This window comes from Imperialibacter roseus (assembly GCF_032999765.1).
In the GTDB taxonomy this organism is placed as follows: domain Bacteria; phylum Bacteroidota; class Bacteroidia; order Cytophagales; family Cyclobacteriaceae; genus Imperialibacter; species Imperialibacter roseus.
In genome coordinates, this window is record NZ_CP136051.1 from 5,459,366 (window position 1) to 5,480,236 (window position 20,871).

Annotated in this window: 19 protein-coding genes; 9 read left to right on the top strand and 10 right to left on the bottom strand. The window is 45.9% G+C overall.

Annotation, left to right across the window (positions count from 1 at the left end; translation table 11 throughout):
- Nucleotide 1: 1 nt before the first annotated feature.
- The 3 genes from RT717_RS23060 to RT717_RS23070 all read right to left on the bottom strand — a co-directional run bounded on the left by RT717_RS23060 (nucleotide 2) and on the right by RT717_RS23070 (nucleotide 3,223).
- Nucleotides 2-730, bottom strand: a complete 729-nt coding sequence (locus RT717_RS23060; RefSeq protein ID WP_317488701.1) for a LytR/AlgR family response regulator transcription factor — start codon at nucleotides 728-730, stop codon at nucleotides 2-4.
- 21 nt (nucleotides 731-751) lie between these two features.
- Nucleotides 752-1,780: a sensor histidine kinase gene (locus tag RT717_RS23065; RefSeq protein ID WP_317488702.1), complete on the bottom strand. Its 1,029-nt coding sequence runs from the start codon at nucleotides 1,778-1,780 to the stop codon at nucleotides 752-754.
- 93 nt (nucleotides 1,781-1,873) lie between these two features.
- On the bottom strand, nucleotides 1,874-3,223 hold the full coding sequence (locus RT717_RS23070; protein WP_317488703.1) for an NAD(P)/FAD-dependent oxidoreductase: 1,350 nt from the start codon (nucleotides 3,221-3,223) through the stop codon (nucleotides 1,874-1,876).
- A gap of 385 nt (nucleotides 3,224-3,608) precedes the next feature.
- Between RT717_RS23070 and RT717_RS23075 the strand changes: the two genes are divergently transcribed.
- A complete protein-coding gene (locus RT717_RS23075) occupies nucleotides 3,609-3,935 on the top strand; it encodes a hypothetical protein (protein ID WP_152001651.1) in 327 nt (108 codons plus the stop codon).
- A 114-nt stretch (nucleotides 3,936-4,049) separates the two neighbouring features.
- Here RT717_RS23075 and uvrA read toward each other — a convergent pair whose 3' ends face one another.
- From uvrA to RT717_RS23090, 3 genes are all read right to left on the bottom strand, one after another.
- Nucleotides 4,050-6,941, bottom strand: coding sequence for an excinuclease ABC subunit UvrA (uvrA, locus tag RT717_RS23080; protein WP_317488704.1), 2,892 nt, complete (start codon nucleotides 6,939-6,941; stop codon nucleotides 4,050-4,052).
- A 34-nt stretch (nucleotides 6,942-6,975) separates the two neighbouring features.
- A complete protein-coding gene (locus tag RT717_RS23085; RefSeq protein WP_317488705.1) occupies nucleotides 6,976-7,968 on the bottom strand; it encodes a lytic transglycosylase domain-containing protein in 993 nt (330 codons plus the stop codon).
- Between the two features lie 116 nt (nucleotides 7,969-8,084).
- Complete coding sequence (locus RT717_RS23090) at nucleotides 8,085-9,008, bottom strand: TIGR01777 family oxidoreductase (RefSeq protein WP_317488706.1); 924 nt, start codon at nucleotides 9,006-9,008, stop codon at nucleotides 8,085-8,087.
- Nucleotides 9,009-9,115: 107 nt separating this feature from the next.
- On the opposite strand from RT717_RS23090, the gene RT717_RS23095 reads away from it, so the two are divergent.
- The 4 genes from RT717_RS23095 to RT717_RS23110 all read left to right on the top strand — a co-directional run bounded on the left by RT717_RS23095 (nucleotide 9,116) and on the right by RT717_RS23110 (nucleotide 12,240).
- Nucleotides 9,116-9,859, top strand: coding sequence for a hypothetical protein (locus tag RT717_RS23095; protein WP_317488707.1), 744 nt, complete (start codon nucleotides 9,116-9,118; stop codon nucleotides 9,857-9,859).
- A gap of 129 nt (nucleotides 9,860-9,988) precedes the next feature.
- The gene (locus tag RT717_RS23100; protein ID WP_317488708.1) at nucleotides 9,989-11,590 is read left to right on the top strand and encodes a peptide chain release factor 3; all 1,602 of its coding nucleotides are present in this window, start codon (nucleotides 9,989-9,991) and stop codon (nucleotides 11,588-11,590) included.
- Between the two features lie 94 nt (nucleotides 11,591-11,684).
- Entirely contained in the window at nucleotides 11,685-11,939 is a 255-nt protein-coding gene (locus RT717_RS23105) for a DUF6922 domain-containing protein (protein WP_317488709.1), read from the top strand.
- The gene (locus RT717_RS23110) at nucleotides 11,929-12,240 is read left to right on the top strand and encodes a nucleotidyl transferase AbiEii/AbiGii toxin family protein (RefSeq protein WP_317488710.1); all 312 of its coding nucleotides are present in this window, start codon (nucleotides 11,929-11,931) and stop codon (nucleotides 12,238-12,240) included. The genes RT717_RS23105 and RT717_RS23110 overlap by 11 nt, the downstream gene beginning before the upstream one ends.
- A gap of 9 nt (nucleotides 12,241-12,249) precedes the next feature.
- Here RT717_RS23110 and RT717_RS23115 read toward each other — a convergent pair whose 3' ends face one another.
- Complete coding sequence (locus RT717_RS23115; protein WP_317488711.1) at nucleotides 12,250-12,705, bottom strand: DinB family protein; 456 nt, start codon at nucleotides 12,703-12,705, stop codon at nucleotides 12,250-12,252.
- A 102-nt stretch (nucleotides 12,706-12,807) separates the two neighbouring features.
- Between RT717_RS23115 and RT717_RS23120 the strand changes: the two genes are divergently transcribed.
- The 4 genes from RT717_RS23120 to RT717_RS23135 all read left to right on the top strand — a co-directional run bounded on the left by RT717_RS23120 (nucleotide 12,808) and on the right by RT717_RS23135 (nucleotide 15,235).
- On the top strand, nucleotides 12,808-13,128 hold the full coding sequence (locus RT717_RS23120; RefSeq protein WP_317488712.1) for an ArsR/SmtB family transcription factor: 321 nt from the start codon (nucleotides 12,808-12,810) through the stop codon (nucleotides 13,126-13,128).
- A 48-nt stretch (nucleotides 13,129-13,176) separates the two neighbouring features.
- A complete protein-coding gene (locus RT717_RS23125; protein WP_317488713.1) occupies nucleotides 13,177-14,061 on the top strand; it encodes an arsenite methyltransferase in 885 nt (294 codons plus the stop codon).
- Between the two features lie 28 nt (nucleotides 14,062-14,089).
- Nucleotides 14,090-14,701, top strand: coding sequence for a low molecular weight phosphatase family protein (locus RT717_RS23130; protein WP_317488714.1), 612 nt, complete (start codon nucleotides 14,090-14,092; stop codon nucleotides 14,699-14,701).
- Between the two features lie 81 nt (nucleotides 14,702-14,782).
- Complete coding sequence (locus RT717_RS23135) at nucleotides 14,783-15,235, top strand: hypothetical protein (protein WP_317488715.1); 453 nt, start codon at nucleotides 14,783-14,785, stop codon at nucleotides 15,233-15,235.
- A gap of 116 nt (nucleotides 15,236-15,351) precedes the next feature.
- Here RT717_RS23135 and RT717_RS23140 read toward each other — a convergent pair whose 3' ends face one another.
- From RT717_RS23140 to RT717_RS23150, 3 genes are all read right to left on the bottom strand, one after another.
- Nucleotides 15,352-18,162 (bottom strand): TonB-dependent receptor, encoded by a 2,811-nt coding sequence (locus tag RT717_RS23140; RefSeq protein ID WP_317488716.1) that lies wholly within the window; start codon nucleotides 18,160-18,162, stop codon nucleotides 15,352-15,354.
- A gap of 233 nt (nucleotides 18,163-18,395) precedes the next feature.
- Nucleotides 18,396-19,667 (bottom strand): hypothetical protein, encoded by a 1,272-nt coding sequence (locus RT717_RS23145; protein ID WP_317488717.1) that lies wholly within the window; start codon nucleotides 19,665-19,667, stop codon nucleotides 18,396-18,398.
- A 195-nt stretch (nucleotides 19,668-19,862) separates the two neighbouring features.
- Nucleotides 19,863-20,849: an AAA family ATPase gene (locus RT717_RS23150; protein WP_317488718.1), complete on the bottom strand. Its 987-nt coding sequence runs from the start codon at nucleotides 20,847-20,849 to the stop codon at nucleotides 19,863-19,865.
- Between the last annotated feature and the right edge of the window lie 22 nt (nucleotides 20,850-20,871).

Consider the following 20,871-nt stretch of genomic DNA (forward strand, 5'->3'; position numbering starts at 1 on the left):
CTTACAAAGACATCATGTCTTTGAACTTGGCAGCCTGCCTCCTGCTCACTTCCACCTTTTCACCGCCTTTCAGCTGCACCATTAGCCCACCATTGAACCAGGGCTCGATAGACTCCACCCAGTCGAGATTAACGATATGCTTGCGGCTTGCCCTGAAGAAAGTTCTGTCATCCAATCGTTCATCAAGAGCGTTGAGCGACTTATGAATCATGGGCTTGAAGTTATCGAAATAGACCTTTATGTAATTGCCATCTGATTCAAATAACCTGATGTTTGAGAGCCTGACAAACCAACACTTGTCGCCATCCTTCACAAATACCTGATCGGTGGCGCCAAGTTTTTTCTGCGGCAAACCTGACAGATCTTCCTCGCCTTGCGCTACTCCTTCGTTGAACAGTTTCTTAACAGTTTCATTCAATCGTTCCGGCTGAATGGGCTTTAGCAAATAATCAAGCGCATTGTACTGAAACGCTTTGATAGCAAATTCATCGTACGCCGTGGTGAATATAACCTTTGGCACTCTTTCCAGGCTCTCAAGAAGCTCAAACCCAGTTTTGCCCGGCATTTGGATATCCAGAAAAATCAGGTCCGGCTGCATGGTGTTGATTTTTTCAAACGCATCATCAGCATTGACGGCTTCTCCTATCAGTTCAATGTCTTTGTGTACGCTCAGTAAAGTTGTTAGCTCCTTCCGTGCCAACCTCTCGTCGTCGATTATCAGTGCTCTCATGTCTAGATCTATTATCAGTAATTAAATTGTTTCAGGAAATTTTAGTTCAGTCAAAACCATATTTGTACCCTCGTTCGCAATTTTAAAGGAGGCGCCGCTTCCGTAAATAAGCTTCAATCGGCGCTTGGTGTTTTGCAGACCATATCCACCGTTGGGACTCACCACCCCATTCTTGTACGACCCGCTGTTTCTGATCTGCACCATCAGGGTGTTGTTTTTCACTTCCGTGGTCACCTTAATATGTCCGCCGTGCTTAAGGTTGGACACGCCATGTTTAATTCCATTCTCAACCAGGGTTTGAATCATCATGGGCGGCACCATGTAAAGGTAGGAATCGGGATGGATTTGAAATTCTGTCTTAAGTCTTTCTTCGAATCGGATTGTTTCGAGCGCAAGGTAATCCTTTACTGTTTGAAGCTCGTCCTGAAAAGGAATCAGCTTCTTTTTGTCAAGAATCAGGGAATATCGCAGTATGTTGGATAACTGTGTAATGGCTATTTTCGACTTCGACGGGTTTTCGTCAACCAACGCCCTGATGCTATTGAGTGCATTAAAAATAAAATGCGGGTTCAACTGCGACTTCAGGTTGTTGAGCTCTATTTCGTTGATGGTTGCTTCAAACTGAAGAGACTTGTTGTACCTCTCAAAATAATGAAAGGTAAAATAAATCAACGCCCAAATAAAGGTGAGTGTCCAGGAGATGAGGACGTTCGCACTCATTGTTTCAAAACTGAAATCACTCTTCATCAACGTGCCCAGGCTGTACTGAAGCGCCAATAGAAAGAAGTAGTCGATAATGCCCACCAGAAAGGTGGAGAATATCACCTTAGGGATAAGAATTGGCCATGAATTGCCAAGCCAATTTCTTTTTATAACCAATAACCGTAAGAAGTGCGTGATAAGGATATAGAAAGCCGTCGAAATGATTTGCCCTGTAATGTCGGATAGCGTGAGTGTTTTTGCCGTCGACAGCAAAAACAAATTGCTGAAGCCGTAAATCGACCATCCACCAATCTGACAAATCCAATATATCCGCCTCTTATTGATCATCTTATGGGCGAAATATAAATAAAATCCACACTTGGTCTAATACATTCCGGTTAAGTGGAGTGTTTCTCAATTTCAAACCGTTAGCGGGCCCTTTCAACGGGAGGTAACTTCCTCCTTCTCAGGTTCTTTTTCTTGTCTGGCAGGTTTCTTCACATAAGGCCTTATGATAAGTCTTGTGCTTCGGTCAAACGTGAAATAATTCCATATCCAGTTGCTAAGCACGATCCACTTATTGCGGAAGCCAATAATGGACAGCAGGTGAATGAACATCCAAACCCACCAGGCGATAAAGCCTTTCATTCTTATGTTGCCTGGCAAATCGACAACGGCTTTGTTTCTTCCAATGGTGGCCATGCTGCCCTTATCAAGGTACTCGAATTTCTTCATTTCCTTCCCCTTGTCGAGGTTAACGAGGTTCTTTGCCAATAAGGTTCCCTGCTGAATGGCCACAGGCGCAAGCATAGGCAAGCCATTCGGGTAGGCTTCCGTTGGGAAATAAGCCACGTCGCCAATGGCATAAACATTGTCGGTGCCAATCACCTTGCAGTATTCATCTACTTTGATACGGCTTTTGAAAACAGAGGCATCTGCCACTCCAGGCAAAATGTTGCCTTTTACACCGGCCGCCCAAATCAGCGTACTTGCCGGAATGCTCATGCCATCATCCAGAGTAACCGTTTTCCCATCATACGATTTGAGCTTCTTGTCAACCAACACCTGCACATCGAATCGCTTAAGGTAGTTGAAAGCGTTTTCGCCGGCCTCATGGCTCATGCCATTGAGCAGCCTCGGCAGGCCCTCCACTAAATAGATCATCATCTTTTTGAAGTTGATCTCAGGGTAGTCCTTGGGCAGCACATGCAATTTCAATTCTCCAAGCGCCCCTGCCAGCTCAACTCCCGTGGGGCCACCCCCTACGATGACAAAGTTCATCAGGCTTTGCTTTTCTTCCGTGTCAGATTGCAACACAGCTTTTTCGAACGACTGTAAAAGCTGGCTTCTCAGGTTGAGTGCGTGAGGAATTTGCTTTAGAGGAAAAACATTTCTCTCCAGCTCACTGTCGCCGAAATAGTTGGTGAGCGACCCGTTGGCTATGACAAGGTAGTCATAGGCCAGTTCTCCTATCTCAGTAATTATACAATTCCTAGACGTATCGACGGACTCAACCGTGGCCATTCGAAAGTAGAAGTCTTTGAAATTCTTTAGTCGCTTTCTCAAAGGGCCTGCGATAGAGTCGGGTTCAAGCCCAGCCGTGGCCACCTGATAAAGGAGAGGTTGAAAAGTGTGGTAGTTGTGTCGATCAAAAAGAACTACCTGAAAGTTTTTTTTCCTCAATCCTTTCGCTATTTTTAAGCCTCCAAATCCACCTCCGATGATTACCACTCTTTTTTTGGAGGTCTGAGGAATCATGATATCGCCCGATTTTTTTGTTTGTTCTGACATAATAGGAGATAAAGGTACATTGACTAACTTCTTATAATTATTCTATTTTTTTACTAAATTATACCAGAATTATATTCTGATTTTTTTAAGCATCGGCAATTATTATTTTGATATTGTGGCTGCTCCAGTTCTTAAAAAATTCCCTTCTTCCGTTCCTCTTCATAGCCAATTTGGCAAGGTTCATCAGCTCATAAATTGTACTTTTTAAATAAAACTGGAGTAAGCCTGTCCCATTTTCTGAAATTCGCTCACTTTTCTTACCTCAGAACGCACCTCTTCATTAATATGTTCTGTAAAAATAAGAAACAAAGAATATAATTTTGCGTTCATTTTGGTCGGAACCAAGAAACAGAACATTATTAAAGAATTGGAAAAGACCAAAATTATGAAAAGTATTTTTTTGAGCATTGCGGGTATAGTCTTGATAGGAAGCACCTTCACGAGCGACCTTGTAGCTAAAAATCCCTACAAGCTCTCGCAGGCGGAGATTGCAGAAATCATCAACAGCCTCAATAACGAATTAAGTGTCAAAGACATTCCTGTGTTGCAGGATAAAATTGTGGTGTTTGACGAAAGCTGGAATGTGTTGCTGGAGCAGCCACTTCAGGAAGTGTTGGAAAAAGATCCTTCTTCAAAAGAAAGATCACTGATAAAGAAAAGTGAGTTCCTGATGGAGTACGCTGGAAACAGCTACTACATGTTGGAAGACTAAAAACATAAAGGTTAGTAGTTAGTTTAAGTAGGTGGTTTACCCCGATTCATCGGGGTAACACATGGTAGGTTTAGGTGTGGAAATCCCGCTGTTTTTTTCAGTGGGATTTTTTATTTACGCCCTTTCGAGTTCTTCCTTCAGAAACTTCGACGTATACCCTACCTGCCTTTTTGCCACTTCCTCGGGTGTGCCTTCCACAAGTATCTGCCCCCCTTTGTCGCCACCTTCAAGCCCCAGATCGATGACGTGATCGGCTACTTTGATCACGTCGAGGTTGTGCTCAATGATAAGGACAGTATTGCCTTTGTTCACAAGCTTGTTCAATACGTCAATCAGGTGCTGGATGTCTTTAAAGTGCAGGCCGGTGGTAGGCTCGTCAAGAATGTACAGCGTTTTGCCCGTGTCTTTCTTTGAAAGCTCAGTTGCCAGCTTCACCCGCTGCGCCTCCCCGCCCGAAAGCGTTGTGGCATGCTGGCCAAGTGTGATGTAGTCCAGGCCGACCTCGTGCAGGGTCTGAATCCGTCTGAGGATTTTGGGCTGGAACTCGAAAAACTCTACGGCTTGCTCCACAGTCATGTCAAGTACGTCTGAAATTGACTTGCCCTTGAACCTTACCTCCAGCGTCTCCCTATTATAGCGCTTGCCCTTGCAGGATTCGCACGGCACATGCACATCGGGGAGGAAATCCATTTCGATGACTTTCATGCCCGCCCCTTCGCAGGTTTCGCAACGGCCACCTTTTACGTTGAAAGAGAAGCGGCCCGGCTTGTAGCCTCTTATCTTCGCCTCGGGAAGGTTCGAGAACAACAGACGAATATCTGAAAAGGCACCAGTATAAGTGGCTGGGTTAGAGCGTGGCGTTCTGCCAATAGGTGCCTGATCCACTTCTATTACTTTGTCGATATGTTCAACCCCTTTGATCTCTTTATAGGGAAGGGGTTCTGATCTGCTGCCGTAAAAATGCTTCCTGAGAATGGGGAAAAGCGTTTCGTGGATCAACGAAGACTTGCCACTACCTGACACACCGGTGATGCAGAGCATCTTGCCAATTGGCAAAGTCAATGTTACATTTTTCAGGTTGTGGCCTGTGGCGCCTTTCAGCACAATGCTCTCTCCCTTTCCTTTTCTTCTTTCCTTCGGTACAGCGATCTTGTTAATTCCGTTGAGATAACCGGCTGTTAGCGAATTGCTTTCTAAAACCTCCTGAGGCGTGCCAGCAGCTACCACCTGGCCACCGTGCCTTCCAGCTCCCGGCCCGATATCAATGAGGAAGTCACTCTCCATCATCATATCACGGTCGTGCTCCACCACTATGACGGTGTTGCCAAGATCCCGGAGGTCTTTCAGTGCCTTGATCAGCTTCACGTTGTCACGCTGGTGCAAGCCAATGCTTGGCTCATCAAGAATATATAACACGCCAACAAGCTGAGTGCCTATTTGTGTTGCAAGTCGAATACGCTGAGCTTCTCCTCCGGAAAGCGTTCTTAGAGGCCTGTCCAGGTTCAGGTAATCCAGGCCAACGTCCAGCAAAAAGCCGATTCGCTTCCTGATTTCCTTCAATACCTCGGCTGCTATGATGTTCTGCCGCTCGTCGAGCCGGGTTTCCAGCCCTTCAAACCATTCCGAAAGCTGGGTGATGTTCATGAAAGACAGCTCGGAAATGTTCTTGTTGTCGATTTTGTAGTGCAGTGCTTCCTTTTTAAGCCGGGCACCCTGGCAGGATGGGCAGATGGTGCTGACTGTAAATTCATCCACCCATTGCTGCATTTTGTCGGAGCCGCCGTCCTTTTGCTTTTCAAGGAAATTGATGATGCCCTCAAATTTGGTATTCCACTCTGTGCCTGGGTATTTGACTGAAGCAACTGCTACAGGTTCGTCGTCGCCAAACAATATTATCTTCAACGCCTCCTCCGGGATATTCTTAATCGGGGTAGCCAGACTTAGCCTGTGTCTTTTGAGAATGACCTCCAGCTTCTTGAAAATCCATATATCCCGGTATTCACCCAAGGGTGCTATCCCTCCCCGGCTGATACTGATGTTGGGATCTGGCATGACCGACTCTCTGGATATTTCCTGAATAACCCCCAGGCCATTGCAGTCCGGGCAGGCACCATAGGGTGAATTGAAGGAGAAGGTATTTGGAGCCGGGTCGTCGTATGCAAGCCCCGTCTCAGGATCCATCAGTGTCTTGGAAAAATGAGCCACGCTTCCATCTTCCAGCAAAATCATCATGACCCCCTTGCCCTGCGTCATTGCTGTCTTGGTAGACTGGGTAATGCGACTGGCGTCTTTCTCACTTACAACCACCCGGTCGATCACAATTTCGATGTCGTGGGTTTTGTAGCGATCCAACTGCATCTTGGGGGTGATCTCTTCCAAGGCACCATCTATCCTGGCCCTTGAAAAGCCCAGTTTCCTGATTTGCTGAAAAAGCTCCCTGTAGTGACCTTTTCGGCCTTTGACAACCGGAGCAAGGATAGCCAATTTTTGGCCATCGTATTGCTTAAGAATCTGCCTGATGATCTGATCCTCACTTTGCTTGGTCATTTTCTTGCCTGTGAGGTAAGAATAGGCGTCGCCTGCCCTGGCATAAAGCAAACGAAGAAAATCATAAATTTCAGTGACCGTGCCTACTGTAGAACGAGGGTTTTTAGAGGTGGTCTTTTGTTCAATCGAAATGACCGGACTAAGTCCATTGATTTTGTCAACATCGGGTCTCTCAAGCTCGCCAATGAACGAACGTGCGTAGGCGCTGAAGCTTTCCATGTAGCGGCGCTGGCCTTCTGCGTAGATGGTGTCAAACGCCAACGATGACTTACCGCTACCACTAATGCCCGTAATGACCACCAACTGATTTCTTTTGAATCTCAGGTCAATGTTTTTCAGGTTGTGCTCCCTGGCTCCGAAAATCTCGAGAAAGTCAATACCATCTGTGGCCCCATTCACCAACTGCTCCCCATTGCTTTCGGTTGTGGGTTGTGGTGCTTTTAAAGTATCTTTTGGCATGCTGTTGATGGATACAAAACGTTTTTAAAATAAATCAATTTCCGGAATTCAAGGCATCGGTTTGGTTGTCGGTTGGCAGTACTTCAACATGCCCCTTCGGTAGCCTGAGCAAATAGCTTTTTCCTTTCCTGACATTTAAAGCACCCCTCCTTAACCACGGATTGTGCAGTCTGAGTTCCTTGTATGACAAGCCTCTCGCCTGGGCAAAGTCAACGAGACTGGGTATGTCTTCCGTAACCCGCAATGTATCGAGCGGAATAATCGGATACAGTAGCTCCTGGGGAATATCATACCCGTACTTCTTGGGGTGTTCAAGTATCTCTTTGATGGCCAGAAGGCGAAACATGTATCTGGAAGTTTCTTCGTTCAACAACAGGTCGTAGTAGGAGTTTGTCTTCTGCTCTTCAAGTTCATCTGACAGACCTTTCATCCCCATATTGTAGGAGGCTGCTGCATTTGTCCAGTCCCCAAACTTCTCTTTTGCTTTGAGCAAGTATTTTGCGGCGGCGGCTGTTGAGGCAATCGGATCATATCGCTGATCAACTTCCCGGTTAATTTCCAGGCCAAAATCATTGCCAGTGCCTTCTCGTATTTGCCAGAAGCCCACCGCTTGCCTTGGAGAAACAACATTCTCAAGGCCACCTTCTATTACGGACAAATACTTAAAGTCTGTGGGAATACCATTTTCCTTAAGCAGCTCTTCGAGCAAAGGCAGCCATCGGTTGGATCGCTTGATGAGGAAGATAGTGCTGCTGTGCCAATAAGAGTTGACATGTATTTCTCTGTCCAGCCGCTCCCGCACGTCAGTCATATTTAAAGGAACCGGCTCTCCAGCAAAACTCAGGGTGTCGGGCAGCTCGAAAACTTTGACATAGTTGTCGGGCAGCGTAACCTCTAACGGCACTGTTTCCATGGAAGCGGGGGGCGGCGTCAGGTATTCATCTTTGCCCGTGGTGCGCTTGTAAACAAAATAACCGCCGATGATAAGGATGCCGAGCCAAAGCTGCAACATGATGAATTTACGCATACTCTTATGTTCTTGGGGGCAGTACAGAATTGCCAAAACGCAAAAATACGTTTAAATCGAGACAATTAAAACGAAGGCGAAAACATGATTTGCTCGTTGGCAGTAGCAAAAAAAAGCTATTTCAGCAAAATGTTCTTCAAAGCACTGTTGAGGTGGGTATAATCAAACTTAAATCCCATCTCTTCCGCCTTTCTTGAAGAAATCTTACTGCCACCCAGAACTATCTGCGCCATTTCGCCAAGCGCCACTTTCAGAACGAAGCCAGGAACCGGCGGCAGCCAAAGGGGTTTTTTCAATACCTTAGCGGCCTCCGTGGTGATTTCTTTGTTGGTGGCTGGCGACGGGCTCACCCCGTTGTAAACTCCAGTGTAAGCAGTATTCTCAATGGCTTCCAGAAACAAGCGGCAAAGGTCATCGATATGAATCCAACTCATCCACTGCCTGCCAGTTCCCAAAGGGGCGCCGAGCCCAAATTTAAGCGGGGCCAGCAGTTGCGGCAGTGCACCACCACTTGCACTCAGCACCACTCCCACCCGGATAAGTACCCTCCTGCTTCCCATGCCTTCAACGGGGGCTGATGATGCTTCCCAAGACTTTACCACCTGGGCAAGAAAATCGTCACCAGCTGGTGACTTCTCATCAATCATCACATCGCCAGTATCGGCACCGTAATAGCCAATCGCCGAAGCGCCAATAAATACTTTCGGTTTCCGCTCTAGAGCCGAGAGCTTTTCCATGAGCAGTGCCGTCGACTGCGTTCTGCTTTCAAGTATCAGCTTTTTCCTTGCTTCTGTCCAGCTCTTATCAGCAACGCCAGCACCAGCCAAATGGACAATAGCCTCAACGCCTTCCAGAGCATCATGTTGTATCTCCCCCCTTTCAATATCCCAGGTATAGGTTTTGTACTTGTCGGCCTTTCCGGACGATCTGCTTAGCCAAGCCACTTCATACCCAGCCTGTGTCAGCAACTCGCTCAGCCGGCTGCCGATTAAGCCGCTTCCTCCCGTCACAAGTATTTTGCCTTTCGTTGTCTCTCTCATTCTTGGTGCAGTTGCTGCTGGTTATCTCTGTATAATTCACTTTTCAACTTCCGTATTAATTACGCATTTTTAGCGAACATTTGCGTTAGATAAGAAATGGTGTTTGAATGAAAAACTGCATATTCCTGCTTTCTGTTTTAATTATCTTCATTTCAGCAGGAGGCTTGTCGGCTCAAAGCAAAAATACCGGAGCCAGCTCAAATGCCGTACCTGATTTCGGCCCGGCAGTGACATCGGCTTCCCTTACAATTGGCAGCGACAAGCACGCTGGTTATGTTGCCCAGTTCGACTTCCCTCCAAAAAACCTGAAAAAGGGCTGGTGGCGGTACCTTAAAACCGTAGCCAGGGTAAAAAACCGAAAGACTTACTGGAAACTTTCAGTGCCGCCGGAAAAAGGCTCGTCAAATGTGCCAATAGAAATGTTTTCCGAGATAAAGGTTGATGGTAATTCTTCCAGGTTAACGCTTGTGCTGAATAGTGTGAATATGGATGCGTCGACACGGAAAGAGTACATGCAACAGACAAAGAATTTTCTGGAGGAATTTAAGTCGAAATTCTATGGCGACTACATTCAACAACTCATAGTAGCTGCCGAAAAACAAGCCAGAAAAACCAGCGCCGATCATCAACGGGCCGTAGCAAAAAGACAGAAGCTCATAGCTAAGCTGGAAAAGTCGAAGGCCCGAAGTGCCAATGAAGACACCGCCTTTGAAGATGGAGAGCTGGTGGCCGCCATCAACACGCTGGGACAACTGATAGCAGAGAAAGCGGCAGCGGTGGATGCTTCCCAAAAGGAAATTGCCTCATTGAAAAAGACCCTTCTGAACTATATTCAAAAAAGCGGGCGCTAGTGTAAGTTCCTATTTATCACACCGCATGTCGATCCCTTGTCTTTAAAGACTTATATTTGCAAAATCTTTGTGAATGAGGCCTTTTTATCCACCAAATCCAGAGTAAATCACGAATAGTTAAGGAGTTGTATGAAGAACACTGCAGAATTAGATCGCCGCAGAACATTTGCCATTATCAGTCACCCCGATGCGGGAAAAACGACGTTGACGGAGAAATTACTTCTTTTTGGTGGTGCTATTCAGTCAGCCGGAGCCGTTAAAAACAACAAAATTAAGAAGACCGCCACCTCCGACTTTATGGAGATAGAGAAGCAGCGTGGTATTTCCGTGGCTACCTCGGTGATGGGCTTCGAATACAAAGGCATAAAGATCAATCTGCTGGACACTCCCGGTCACAAAGACTTTGCAGAAGACACCTACCGGACGCTAACGGCCGTCGACAGTGTGATACTTGTGGTGGACTCTGTGAAGGGTGTGGAAGAGCAAACTGAAAAACTCATGAGTGTGTGCCGCATGCGAGACACGCCGGTGATTGTGTTCGTGAACAAAATGGACCGACCGGGCAAAGACCCTTTTGAGCTCATGGACGAGCTGGAGGACAAGCTGAGCATTAAAGTGCGTCCCCTCAGCTGGCCTATCAACAACGGTTCGGATTTTAAAGGAGTATACAACCTGTATAAAAAGCACCTCAATCTCTTCAATGCCAACAAAACTGCCGTTGAGCGAGACATTGTATCATTTTCGGATCTCCAAAGCCCTAAGCTGGAAGAGATCATAGGCAAAGATGCAGATACGTTGAGAGAAGATGCGGAGCTGGTAGAGATGGCCTACGAGCCTTTCGACAAAGAAAATTATCTGGACGGGCTGTTAGCTCCGGTGTTTTTCGGCAGTGCACTAAATAATTTTGGTGTGCAGGAGCTGCTCGACACGTTCATCGAAATTGCCCCAACGCCCCTGCCAAGAAACACCAATTTGCGTCAGGTGCTTCCGACCGAAAAGAACTTTTCAGGCTTTGTTTTTAAGATACACGCCAACCTGGATCCCCGCCACCGTGACAGGATCGCCTTCCTCAGGGTGTGCAGCGGTGTGTTTGAGCGTAACAAGTTTTACCACCATGTGAGGCTCAATAAAAATGTGCGCTTTGCCAACCCTACCAGCTTTATGGCTCAGGACAAAGAAACGATTGACTCGGCTTTTCCCGGGGACGTAGTGGGTCTTTATGACACCGGCAACTTTAAGATAGGTGACACCCTGAGCGAGGGTGAAATGATGACTTACAAGGGAATTCCCAGCTTTTCTCCGGAGATTTTCAGAGAACTGGAAAATGCTGACCCCATGAAAGCGAAGCAGATGGAAAAAGGGATTCACCAGCTCACCGACGAAGGCGTGGCACAGCTTTTCATCAAGCAGCCGGGTAACAGAAAAATAGTGGGCACTGTGGGTGAACTCCAGTTCGACGTTATTCAATACAGACTGCTTCATGAGTATGGGGCCAGTTGCCATTTCAGGCCGATGCCCATGTACAAAGCATGCTGGGTAAGCTCCAACAACCCGGCCAAACTGAAGGACTTCCTCGACTTTAAGGCCAACTCTATCGCACTAGATAAAGATGGTTTACCCGTTTATCTGGCGGAATCGAAAGGAATGCTCGACGTGATGATTTCCAAGTATCCGGAGATCAACTTTGCCTTTCAGTCGGAGCACAACAGGATGGCAGATAGTGAGGCGTAAACTTGCTTCCCAGAACCTAGTAGCATGATTATCACCCAAGTTTTGTAAATTAGGGTTGCATTTGCTCTAAAGCCAGAAAAACACGGCTACGCTGATGAACGAAAAACCCAATTTACCCGGCCACTTGCTTTGGGAGTACGACCTTGAGACTTTCAACTATGAGAACTCATACAAGATCGTCATTGAGAGAGTCTTGGAAAGAGGAAATCTAGAAGAATGGAGAGAGATCGTTCGGTACTATGGCGAGTCTAAGATACTTGAAACAATAGATTGGAGTGCTCAGCTGGGCACAAGGGAAAAGGAGTGGTCGAAATTCTTCCTTAAATCCGATTTTTTGGATGTTGCATAAGGATCCATTGGAAGACATAGCCGCCATGAAGCTCAATGCCATTTCCAACTCCGGTAAGCGGCTCAAGGACTTTATAGATGTCTACTATCTACTAGAGCATTTCTCTATGGACGAAATGATCGCCTTCTACACTACTAAGTACCCTAATTTCAACCCGCTCATTGCTTTGCGGTCAGTCAACTACTTTGATGATATCGATCCTGCCATTGACCCTCCCAAACTGAAGGAAAAATTGCCCTTGTCTGAAATAAAAAAACGAATTAACGATGCTGTGTTGCATTCGAAAAAGCGTTTCGGGTAGTGCAAGCTTCTACCCGGCTGTAGCATACTTTTTAATAATCGCCATTTGACCGGCATGCCATGCGGTGTGCGTAGTAATGCGGGAGAGTGCTTCTGCTTTGGTCATGGTTCCAAACTCCCGGGTAGTAACCTCAGTAGTCCAGCTTCCATCTTCCTGATCCAAAATGGCCGCCTCCAGCTCCCTGCCCGATTCGTCGAGCAACCCTTTGAGCTCCTCAAGGTTGGTAAAGTGCCCCAAGTCCTTTATGCCCTGCCCGACTGTCGATAGCTTCACCTGCAAAGGCCTTCCAAATACATTTTTGGCAAAAAGCAGTTCCACTTCTGCGATGTGCCTGAATAGCCAACCTATCGAATTGCTATCAGGATGGATTCTCCTGGAAAGGCATTCGGGTGTGATGGCTGCTAGCTGGTTGGTGAGCCTGGTTCGGCCCATTTTCCATATCGGAAGTAAGATGTCAGTGGTCATGCGCTCTCGTTTAACTTGTTGATGAATGTAAGGGATAAAATTTTACAGGCTTGCTTGGTCAGCAAATTTATTAATCGTAATATTGCAATGTAATTATAAATTATGGGTGTAACAAAGACAGATCTGTTTACGGCTGAACAAAACGACCTGGCCCTTATCGCCAAGGCATTTGCGCATCCGGCTCGTGTGGCCATCGTTGACTACTTACTCAAAGCTAATGCCTGTATCAACGGCGACCTTGTGGAAGAACTCGGTTTGGCACAAGCCACCATCAGTCAGCACTTGAGAGAGCTAAAAGACATGGGCATTATTAAAGGCACGATTGAGGGAGTCTCTGTAAGCTATTGCATTGACCCTGTTCGCTGGGCTGAAATAAAGGGCCTTTTCAATAAGATGTTTGACAGGCACCCCTTCTGCTGTTAAAAAATTTACTTACAAGCATCGTAATATTGCAATTAAACATTAAGAAATATGCAAACCTCTGAAGAACTAAAATCCATCGTTCGGGAAAAATACAGCAAGATTGCCGAACAAGACATCGCTGTGAACCAATCATCATGCTGCGGAGCAGGCGGATCGTCTACCGAAGTGTATAACATAATGACCGACGACTATACCGGACTGCAGGGCTATGCTCAGGAAGCCGATCTTGGCTTGGGATGCGGGCTTCCTACACAATTTGCTAAAATCCAAAAAGGAGATACGGTTATTGACTTAGGATCTGGTGCTGGAAACGACTGCTTTGTGGCCCGGCATGAAACCGGCGAAACTGGCAAAGTAATCGGTATTGATTTTACCGACGCCATGATCAGAAAGGCACGAGCCAATGCAGAAAAACTGGGTTACAACAACGTGGAGTTCCGCCAGGGTGATATTGAAGAAATGCCCGCTTCAGACAATGCTGCGGACGTTATAGTCAGCAACTGTGTACTTAACCTTGTCCCCAACAAACAAAACGTTATCAAAGAAATATACCGGGTGCTGAAGCCAGGAGGCCATTTCAGTATTTCAGACATTGTGTTGGTAGGCGACTTGCCAAAAGCTCTTCAGGAGGATGCTGAAATGTATGCTGGTTGCGTAGCTGGTGCTATTCAAAAGGATGAGTACCTGGGATATATCAGCGAAATGGGATTTGAAAATATCACCGTGCAAAAAGAAAAAGCGATTGTGATACCCAATGATATATTGAGTAAGTATCTTTCTTCAGCCGAAATAAATGCTTTTAATAATGGACAAACAGGGATTTTTAGCGTTACGGTCTTTGCCCAAAAGCCTGGCAAATCAGTTAAAATAGCTGTAGTAACAATGGATAAGCTTCCTGCCAATGCCTGTGCTCCTGGCTCGGGCTGCTGCTAATCATATTTACAAAATCAAGACAAAACGAATGTCACTACTGCCCAAAATAGAAGCCCGCATTAAGACATTGCCGGTCGACAGTATTCCTTTGGAAAGAAAGGAATTACTCAAGTTATTAATCGACTATGTGCAAGACAAAAAAAACGAGGGGGTAGTGCCCCGGCTCAATTTCATCTGTACCCATAATTCCCGGCGCAGTCAGCTATCGCAAATATGGGCCAAAACAGCAGCGAACCACTTTGGCGTTGACGTTGAAACGTTCTCCGGCGGTGTGGAAGTCACTGCGTTTAACGAAAGGGCAGTGGCAGCCATTCAACGAGCAGGTTTTAAAGTCACTAAAAAAGCGAATGGCAGTAATCCTATTTACTTCGTTTCTAACCAGGCGACAGGCGACCCCATTACCGCCTTTTCAAAAGTCTACGACGATCCCGCCAACCCACATACCGGATTTGCAGCGGTAATGACTTGTTCAGATGCCGACGAAAACTGTCCTTTCATACCGGGCGCTGAAGCCCGGTTGACGATTAGGTACGAAGACCCAAAAGCGTTTGACAATACACCAGAGGAGGCTGCCAGGTACGACGAGCGCTCCCGGCAAATCGCTACTGAAATGTGCTATGTGTTTTCGGAGATAAAATAAGCTTTTCCGATAGATACTGACCAACGGGAAAATTGGGTGGTTGCGCCTGATTTTATATTTTCGCAGCAAACCAAACACAACATGAACAAGACTATTCTTTTTTCCGGGTTGCTATTTTTTACCCTGATTGGTTGCAAACACCGGGTAGTTGTAGATGCGCCAGCTATTTTAAGACATTCTCCGGAGGAAGTAGAGGCCATTTTAGGCAAACCAGATAGTACTTATGCCACCGAGACACTTGCAGGCCCCGCTCTCGCACAGCATTTCAGGATGTATAATGTGGAGGTGGAGTATGTAGACAACAAAGCCAGCTACATTTCTGTAAAAGGCCCTCATGGGCTCCCATTTTCAGAAGAAGCACTAGAGGCTTTCAATGCAAAAGCCTTGGGGGAACCCACCAAGTCGGCGGATGAAAAGGTGCTGCGCTGGATAAAAATGCAGGCGCCAATTGAAGCCATTAGCTTCGCAGCCACACACTACGACAGCCTGCAGAATGTAGACAATTTTACTGTCACTATTATTGGAAGGAAATAGGTAAAATTGCGACGAAAGACTATTAAACGAGAAAAGGGGAGCTGAGCTCCCCTTTTCTCGTTTAATGATTTCTATCCCAACTGTGGGCCGTTAAACTGCACTGCCCAAATAACATATTAGAAAGTGTAGGTATACTTTAGAGAGAAGAGTCTTTGCGGCATGTATAGCGAGAACAACTCCTCCTGATCACCAAACTTATACACCTGCTGATCTTTTGCGTTAAGCAGGTTCTTTGCTGATAGGCTTAGCGCTGACTGGCGGCTTCCTCCAAACTGCTGTGTCACGTTCAGGTTCAGGCTATTGAATGGCTTTTGATAAACGTCAGGAATATTAGATATGCCGATGAAAGTGATTGTTTCGCCCTGCACATTGTAAGACAAGTTCGTAGAAAAACCAATTTCATCATTTTGATACAACAGGTAAGCGTTTACGACATAGGGCGATTGCCCGGTCATTTCTCTGTAAAGTTTTACAGAAGATGCATCGCCACCTTTGTAGCTCACTTCACTGTCGTATTCGGTTTGCCCCTGCTCACTTACCGTTACTGTCTTTCTGTTAACCCGTGAGGCCACAATCGACACGTTAGATCCTATTGAGAAGTTCTGCAAAGCAGGAGTGATAAAGCTCAGGTCTTTCCTTACTTCAAACTCTGCACCATACACCTGGGCTTCGCCCACATTCCTTGGCTTTAGCTGACCGGGATTGTTAGGGAAGAAAACCAATGCGATGTGGTCAGTAAAGTCTTTATAAAAAACTGATGCAGATACCATTTCGCCTGGGGTGAAGAAATACTCCCACCTCAAGTCATAGTTGAGTATTTGTGCCTGCTTCAGGTCCAAATTACCCGAGAATTGTATTCTGGTGATAGGGTCTTCGATAAACGCCGAAGACTTCTCCTTGAAAGACGGCCGTGCCAGTGTTTTGTTGAATGAAGCTCTCAGGTTCATATTTTCCTGTAGCGCATATACAAAATTCAAAGACGGCAGCAGGTTAGTTTTGTCCAATGTTTTGGTGTTGTTTTCAAGCTGGCTGGAGTTGTCCTCGTTTAGCCTGACCCCAGTATAGAACATCTTGACATTTTCCACTCTCACACCATAAATTGATTTCAACTTGCTAGTGATATTCATTTCGTTCATCACATAAGCTGCATATGTGGACTGGCTACCATCGTAGTTGTTGTATGCGTTGCTGTTGTTTTGAATATAAAGCCCACCGGGGTTTTCTACAGAATACAGGTTAGGATTCGTTAACAACCAGTTTGGGTCATTCTGTTTAACCTCAAAAGTGGAAATAGGCGCATAGTTAAAAGAGTTAACAGTGAACTCTCTCCACTTGAAGGCAACCATGCCTCCGGCCTTCAGCTTATTGTTGTCGTTTAGCTCGTAAACCAAGTCAGCCTTGAAGCTTTCATTCGTTTCTTTCAATTCTCTCCAGAACCTGTTAATCGTTCCGCCGTTCTTAAAAGCGAATTCTCCATCGTCTTCATTGATTCGGGTATCACGATAGTCCGGATCTGAAATTCCTGAAACCAACAGCGAATTCGTCCAATCCACCCTCAGTTTACCAAACTGATGCTTGCCGTACAAGATATTGTTGGTCATCTGGCGTTGCGTATAGGCCAGGATATCATTATGGACAAGGGTAGGGTTATTTAGGGTAGTGAAGTCTATTTCACGATCCAGCGCTGTACTTACACCATTCTGTGTGTGGAAGATGTTGGTTCCAATAGTGTGATTATCCACTTTGGCTGCCAGTGTTCCCAATGCACTCCAAAGCACGTTATTGGTGCTCAAATCGCCTGCGGCCGTAAAGTCTCTCTCAAGACTAACCTCGGCAGAAGTACGGTCTTTTTCAAAACGCTTTCTTGCGAAGCCTTCGTAAAAAGTGTTAGTGTTGGTGTAGTTGAATATGGCATTATAGCCCCAGGTCACTTTGTTTCTTTGCACCTGATTACCATGCGACAGAGAAAAATTGGTGTTCATGAAGTTGGTAGACCGGGATGTTCCTAAAAGAGGTGAGAACTTCTTTGTTGTTTCTTCTACAAAAGAATTAGGCAATGTTGGAATAGAAGCGCTGGCTGATATTGGAAGCGCTCTTGCTCCGTTGTCCCAGCCCAGCGCATCAGTAGATGAGCCTTTGTAGGACACGGCGTTGCTATTGAAATGCATGGCTGGATTATAGCCAAAGCTCAAAGAAGCTGAACTGGTCTTCTCTTCAGGAAAAGCTTTGGTTTGAATATTAACCAAACCTCCGGCAAAATCCCCTACCAGATTTGGGGTGAATGTTTTGTAAACAATCACATTCTCCAGCACACCTGTTGGGAATAGGTCAACTTGCACGTCGTTTCTATCTGGGTCGAGGCCTGGGATGATCATCCCATTCAGCGACGTCTTTGTGTACCTGTCGCCAAGGCCACGTACGTACACATACTTATCACCCTGAATGGTCACGCCAGTCACCCTGTTCATGGCTGAAGACAGGTTGCTATCACCTACTCTTCTGAAAGAAGCAGAAGAAATGCCATCCATGGTGTTGATAGACTTCTTTTGAACAGACAGCAAACCAACGTCGTTGTTTCTGATTACTTCAGCTGTAACAACTACAGACTCGAGCTCCGTTACATCCTCACTGATAGGAATGTCGAGTGTGGTAGTTTGTCCGGCAACTATTTCAACACCTTCGATAGTTTTGGACTGATAAGAGACGAATTGCACTTCGATGGTATGGGTGCCTGGCTCAAGGGTCAATGAAAAGTTGCCATCGAAATCGGCAACGGCACCAGTGGTAGTGCCCTTCTTGATAACAGCCGCCCCAAACAATGCTTCACCGGAAATTTGGTCGTAAACTTTCCCTCTTAAAAACCCGGTTTGAGAAAATGCCGACGAGGAGATACAAACCGCCAGCGCAACAATAAAGAACTTCTTCATAAATAGACTCAAAATTAATTCGGTGCAAAGGTAGATACCGACAGGGCTAGAACTGATTAGGGGAACTTTATCAGTTTTTTAATAAAAAGACCAAAAATTGGGGATTTGATAACATTTCGGTAACACTGGACTGCCGAGAAATGCTCTTACAACAAAAAAGGTAGCCGTGGAACACCACAACTACCATTTTCAGTACGAGTCTTATTTATGAATTATCTTTGCTTCGGTGCTTATTATTTGAAGCTATCAGTGTAAATCTCGAATGCGGAAGTCTTTACCTTCGAGAAAACCAACGATCCGTCCGCTGTATTCTTCGACGCATCTTCAGTCTGCTCGTAAGTTGCTACGTCAAACGCAGCAGCCAATTTCACTTTTCCATTTTCAAACACAACGTTAGTAATAGTTCCTTTGGCTTTAGCCTTGAAGTCACCAGTAGTGGTTTTGTCACCAAGTCCCTTGATGGTGCCATTTTTGATTGTGAATGACTTATCGAGGCTACCTTCTCTGCCGTCGATCTCAAGTCCTTCATCTGAACCACCGTCTACGTATACAACGAAGTTGTCAACAGTTCCGGCATAAGATTGATCAACGTCCAAAGCATCATCACCTACCGAGTAGATGAGCACGTTCTTTACATTAACAGTTCCACCAAAAAACTCGATGCCGTCATCAGAGTTGTTATATACTTCGATGTTCTCGATGGTAGTACCCGTACCAACACCACCCAGTGTCAGACCATTGATCTCACTTCCTTCTGCTATTTCTGCGCCACCGTGACGAATAGATACATATTTGATAACGCCTGAATTATCGTCAGCAGCAGTTCCCCCATATCTACCATTAGTATCAGCTGCATCCACACCTTCTATTTGAGGATCTTCGGTTTTGGCACTTACAGGAGCCTTACCGAGAACAACCAATCCACCCCATTTTGTATCTTCGTCAGTCAAAGTAGTACCTGAAAGATCGCCAGGCTGAATGTCGTCATCGGTTGACGTCATGATAATTGGCTCCTCAGCAGTTCCCTCTGCCATGATCTTACCGCCTCTGGCGATCATAAGCACAGCAGCATTTGCACCGCTCAATTCTGCGTTTCCTTTTATAATTGTACCTGCTTCAATTGTTAGTGTTACTCCGTCAAGTACAGTAACACGAGTATCAAGCTGGTATACGTTGTCTTTTGTCCACTCTGTATCTTCCTCAATATTAGCCGCAACCTTTATAACTGGCGCAGCTGCTGAAGGAACGCTTGGCGTTTTGTCGGTTCCACCAAGAAGTCCCTTCACTGAGGATAACGTCCAATCGTCAAATACAGAATCGTCGGTAGCACCTGTTGCAGATGCATCTGAAGTAGCTTTGGCATCAACTGCCGCCTGAGCAGTGGCAATTGCTTCTGCCTGAAGCTCTTCTACAGTTTTTTCAGGCTCTGGCTCATCGTCGCCGCCACATGATGATGCGAACACTAAAACGCCCGCCATAAAAAGTAATGATAAGATCTTGTTCATGATTCAACTTTGTTTTTTGATTTCAAAAGTCTTTGAGCCGCAAAGTTGAGCACTTAATGTTAAGAGGGAGGAAAAGCGATGTTACGATATGATTAAACTAATTTTAAAAAAATTACCCCTGCGTGACGTTTGTTAACATGGTGTTACGTCGCAGGGGTAAATCAATATGGGTTCAGCAATAAGCTATCGAGTCGCTTATTTACCTATAGACACTTTGTTGAGCAATTCTTTAACGATCTGCTGGGTGGTAATTCCATCAGCCTCCGCCTCATAGTTAAGAAGAATACGATGGTTGAGCACGTCGCTGGCTATTTCCTTGATGTCTTCCGGTAACACATAATCTCTCTCATCAAAAAAAGCGATGGCCTTGGCCGCAAGGTTCAGGTTGATGGAAGCTCTGGGAGAAGCTCCAAATTGGATATAGCCGGCAAAGTCTTTAAGACCATTGTCAGCCGCCGTTCTTGTGGCAAAGACCAGCTCCACAATATATTTTTCAAGTGACTCGGAAATAGAAACCTGGTTGATTTCATCACGGATCGCAAAAATATCTTCTTTGGAAAGCACCGTATCCACCTTGGCATTAAAGCTCATATTCGCCATTCTGCGCATAATCTCTAGCTCTTCGGCCTTGGTAGGGTATTCAATATTTACTTTCAGCATGAAACGGTCGACCTGCGCCTCTGGCAGCGGGTATGTGCCTTCCTGCTCCACTGGGTTCTGTGTGGCCAGCACCAGGAAAGGCCTGTCAAGGTAAAAAGTGGTTTCCCCAATAGTCACCTGCTTTTCCTGCATGGCTTCCAGTAGCGCCGACTGCACCTTGGCGGGCGAGCGGTTCACCTCATCGGCCAGGATAATGTTGGCAAAAATGGGGCCCTTTTTCACTTCAAAATCAGCCTTTTGCTGATTGTATATCATCGTACCCACCAAATCGGCGGGCAGCAAATCCGGCGTAAATTGTATCCTCTTAAAATCGAGATGCAACACATTGGCCAGCGTGTTCACGGTGAGGGTTTTTGCCAGCCCGGGCACACCTTCGAGCAGGATGTGGCCGTTGGTGAACAGGCCAATCAACAGCCTGTTGATCATGTACTCCTGACCGACTACTACTTTTCCGACCTCACTTATTACCTTCTTTATTTTCTCCTGGTGCTCTCTTTTAAGATCTGTTGTCGATGTTTCCATTATGCACGAACTTTTCCTGGAT

Excerpts from the sequence above, each read along its gene's own strand:
- RT717_RS23060 (WP_317488701.1), bottom strand. The coding sequence starts at position 730 with ATGAGAGCACTGATAATCGACGACGAGAGGTTGGCACGGAAGGAGCTA.
- RT717_RS23065 (WP_317488702.1), bottom strand. The coding sequence starts at position 1,780 with ATGATCAATAAGAGGCGGATATATTGGATTTGTCAGATTGGTGGATGG.
- RT717_RS23070 (WP_317488703.1), bottom strand. The coding sequence starts at position 3,223 with ATGTCAGAACAAACAAAAAAATCGGGCGATATCATGATTCCTCAGACC.
- RT717_RS23075 (WP_152001651.1), top strand. The coding sequence starts at position 3,609 with ATGAAAAGTATTTTTTTGAGCATTGCGGGTATAGTCTTGATAGGAAGC.
- uvrA (WP_317488704.1), bottom strand. The coding sequence starts at position 6,941 with ATGCCAAAAGATACTTTAAAAGCACCACAACCCACAACCGAAAGCAAT.
- RT717_RS23085 (WP_317488705.1), bottom strand. The coding sequence starts at position 7,968 with ATGCGTAAATTCATCATGTTGCAGCTTTGGCTCGGCATCCTTATCATC.
- RT717_RS23090 (WP_317488706.1), bottom strand. The coding sequence starts at position 9,008 with ATGAGAGAGACAACGAAAGGCAAAATACTTGTGACGGGAGGAAGCGGC.
- RT717_RS23095 (WP_317488707.1), top strand. The coding sequence starts at position 9,116 with ATGAAAAACTGCATATTCCTGCTTTCTGTTTTAATTATCTTCATTTCA.
- RT717_RS23100 (WP_317488708.1), top strand. The coding sequence starts at position 9,989 with ATGAAGAACACTGCAGAATTAGATCGCCGCAGAACATTTGCCATTATC.
- RT717_RS23105 (WP_317488709.1), top strand. The coding sequence starts at position 11,685 with ATGAACGAAAAACCCAATTTACCCGGCCACTTGCTTTGGGAGTACGAC.
- RT717_RS23110 (WP_317488710.1), top strand. The coding sequence starts at position 11,929 with ATGTTGCATAAGGATCCATTGGAAGACATAGCCGCCATGAAGCTCAAT.
- RT717_RS23115 (WP_317488711.1), bottom strand. The coding sequence starts at position 12,705 with ATGACCACTGACATCTTACTTCCGATATGGAAAATGGGCCGAACCAGG.
- RT717_RS23120 (WP_317488712.1), top strand. The coding sequence starts at position 12,808 with ATGGGTGTAACAAAGACAGATCTGTTTACGGCTGAACAAAACGACCTG.
- RT717_RS23125 (WP_317488713.1), top strand. The coding sequence starts at position 13,177 with ATGCAAACCTCTGAAGAACTAAAATCCATCGTTCGGGAAAAATACAGC.
- RT717_RS23130 (WP_317488714.1), top strand. The coding sequence starts at position 14,090 with ATGTCACTACTGCCCAAAATAGAAGCCCGCATTAAGACATTGCCGGTC.
- RT717_RS23135 (WP_317488715.1), top strand. The coding sequence starts at position 14,783 with ATGAACAAGACTATTCTTTTTTCCGGGTTGCTATTTTTTACCCTGATT.
- RT717_RS23140 (WP_317488716.1), bottom strand. The coding sequence starts at position 18,162 with ATGAAGAAGTTCTTTATTGTTGCGCTGGCGGTTTGTATCTCCTCGTCG.
- RT717_RS23145 (WP_317488717.1), bottom strand. The coding sequence starts at position 19,667 with ATGAACAAGATCTTATCATTACTTTTTATGGCGGGCGTTTTAGTGTTC.
- RT717_RS23150 (WP_317488718.1), bottom strand. The coding sequence starts at position 20,849 with ATGGAAACATCGACAACAGATCTTAAAAGAGAGCACCAGGAGAAAATA.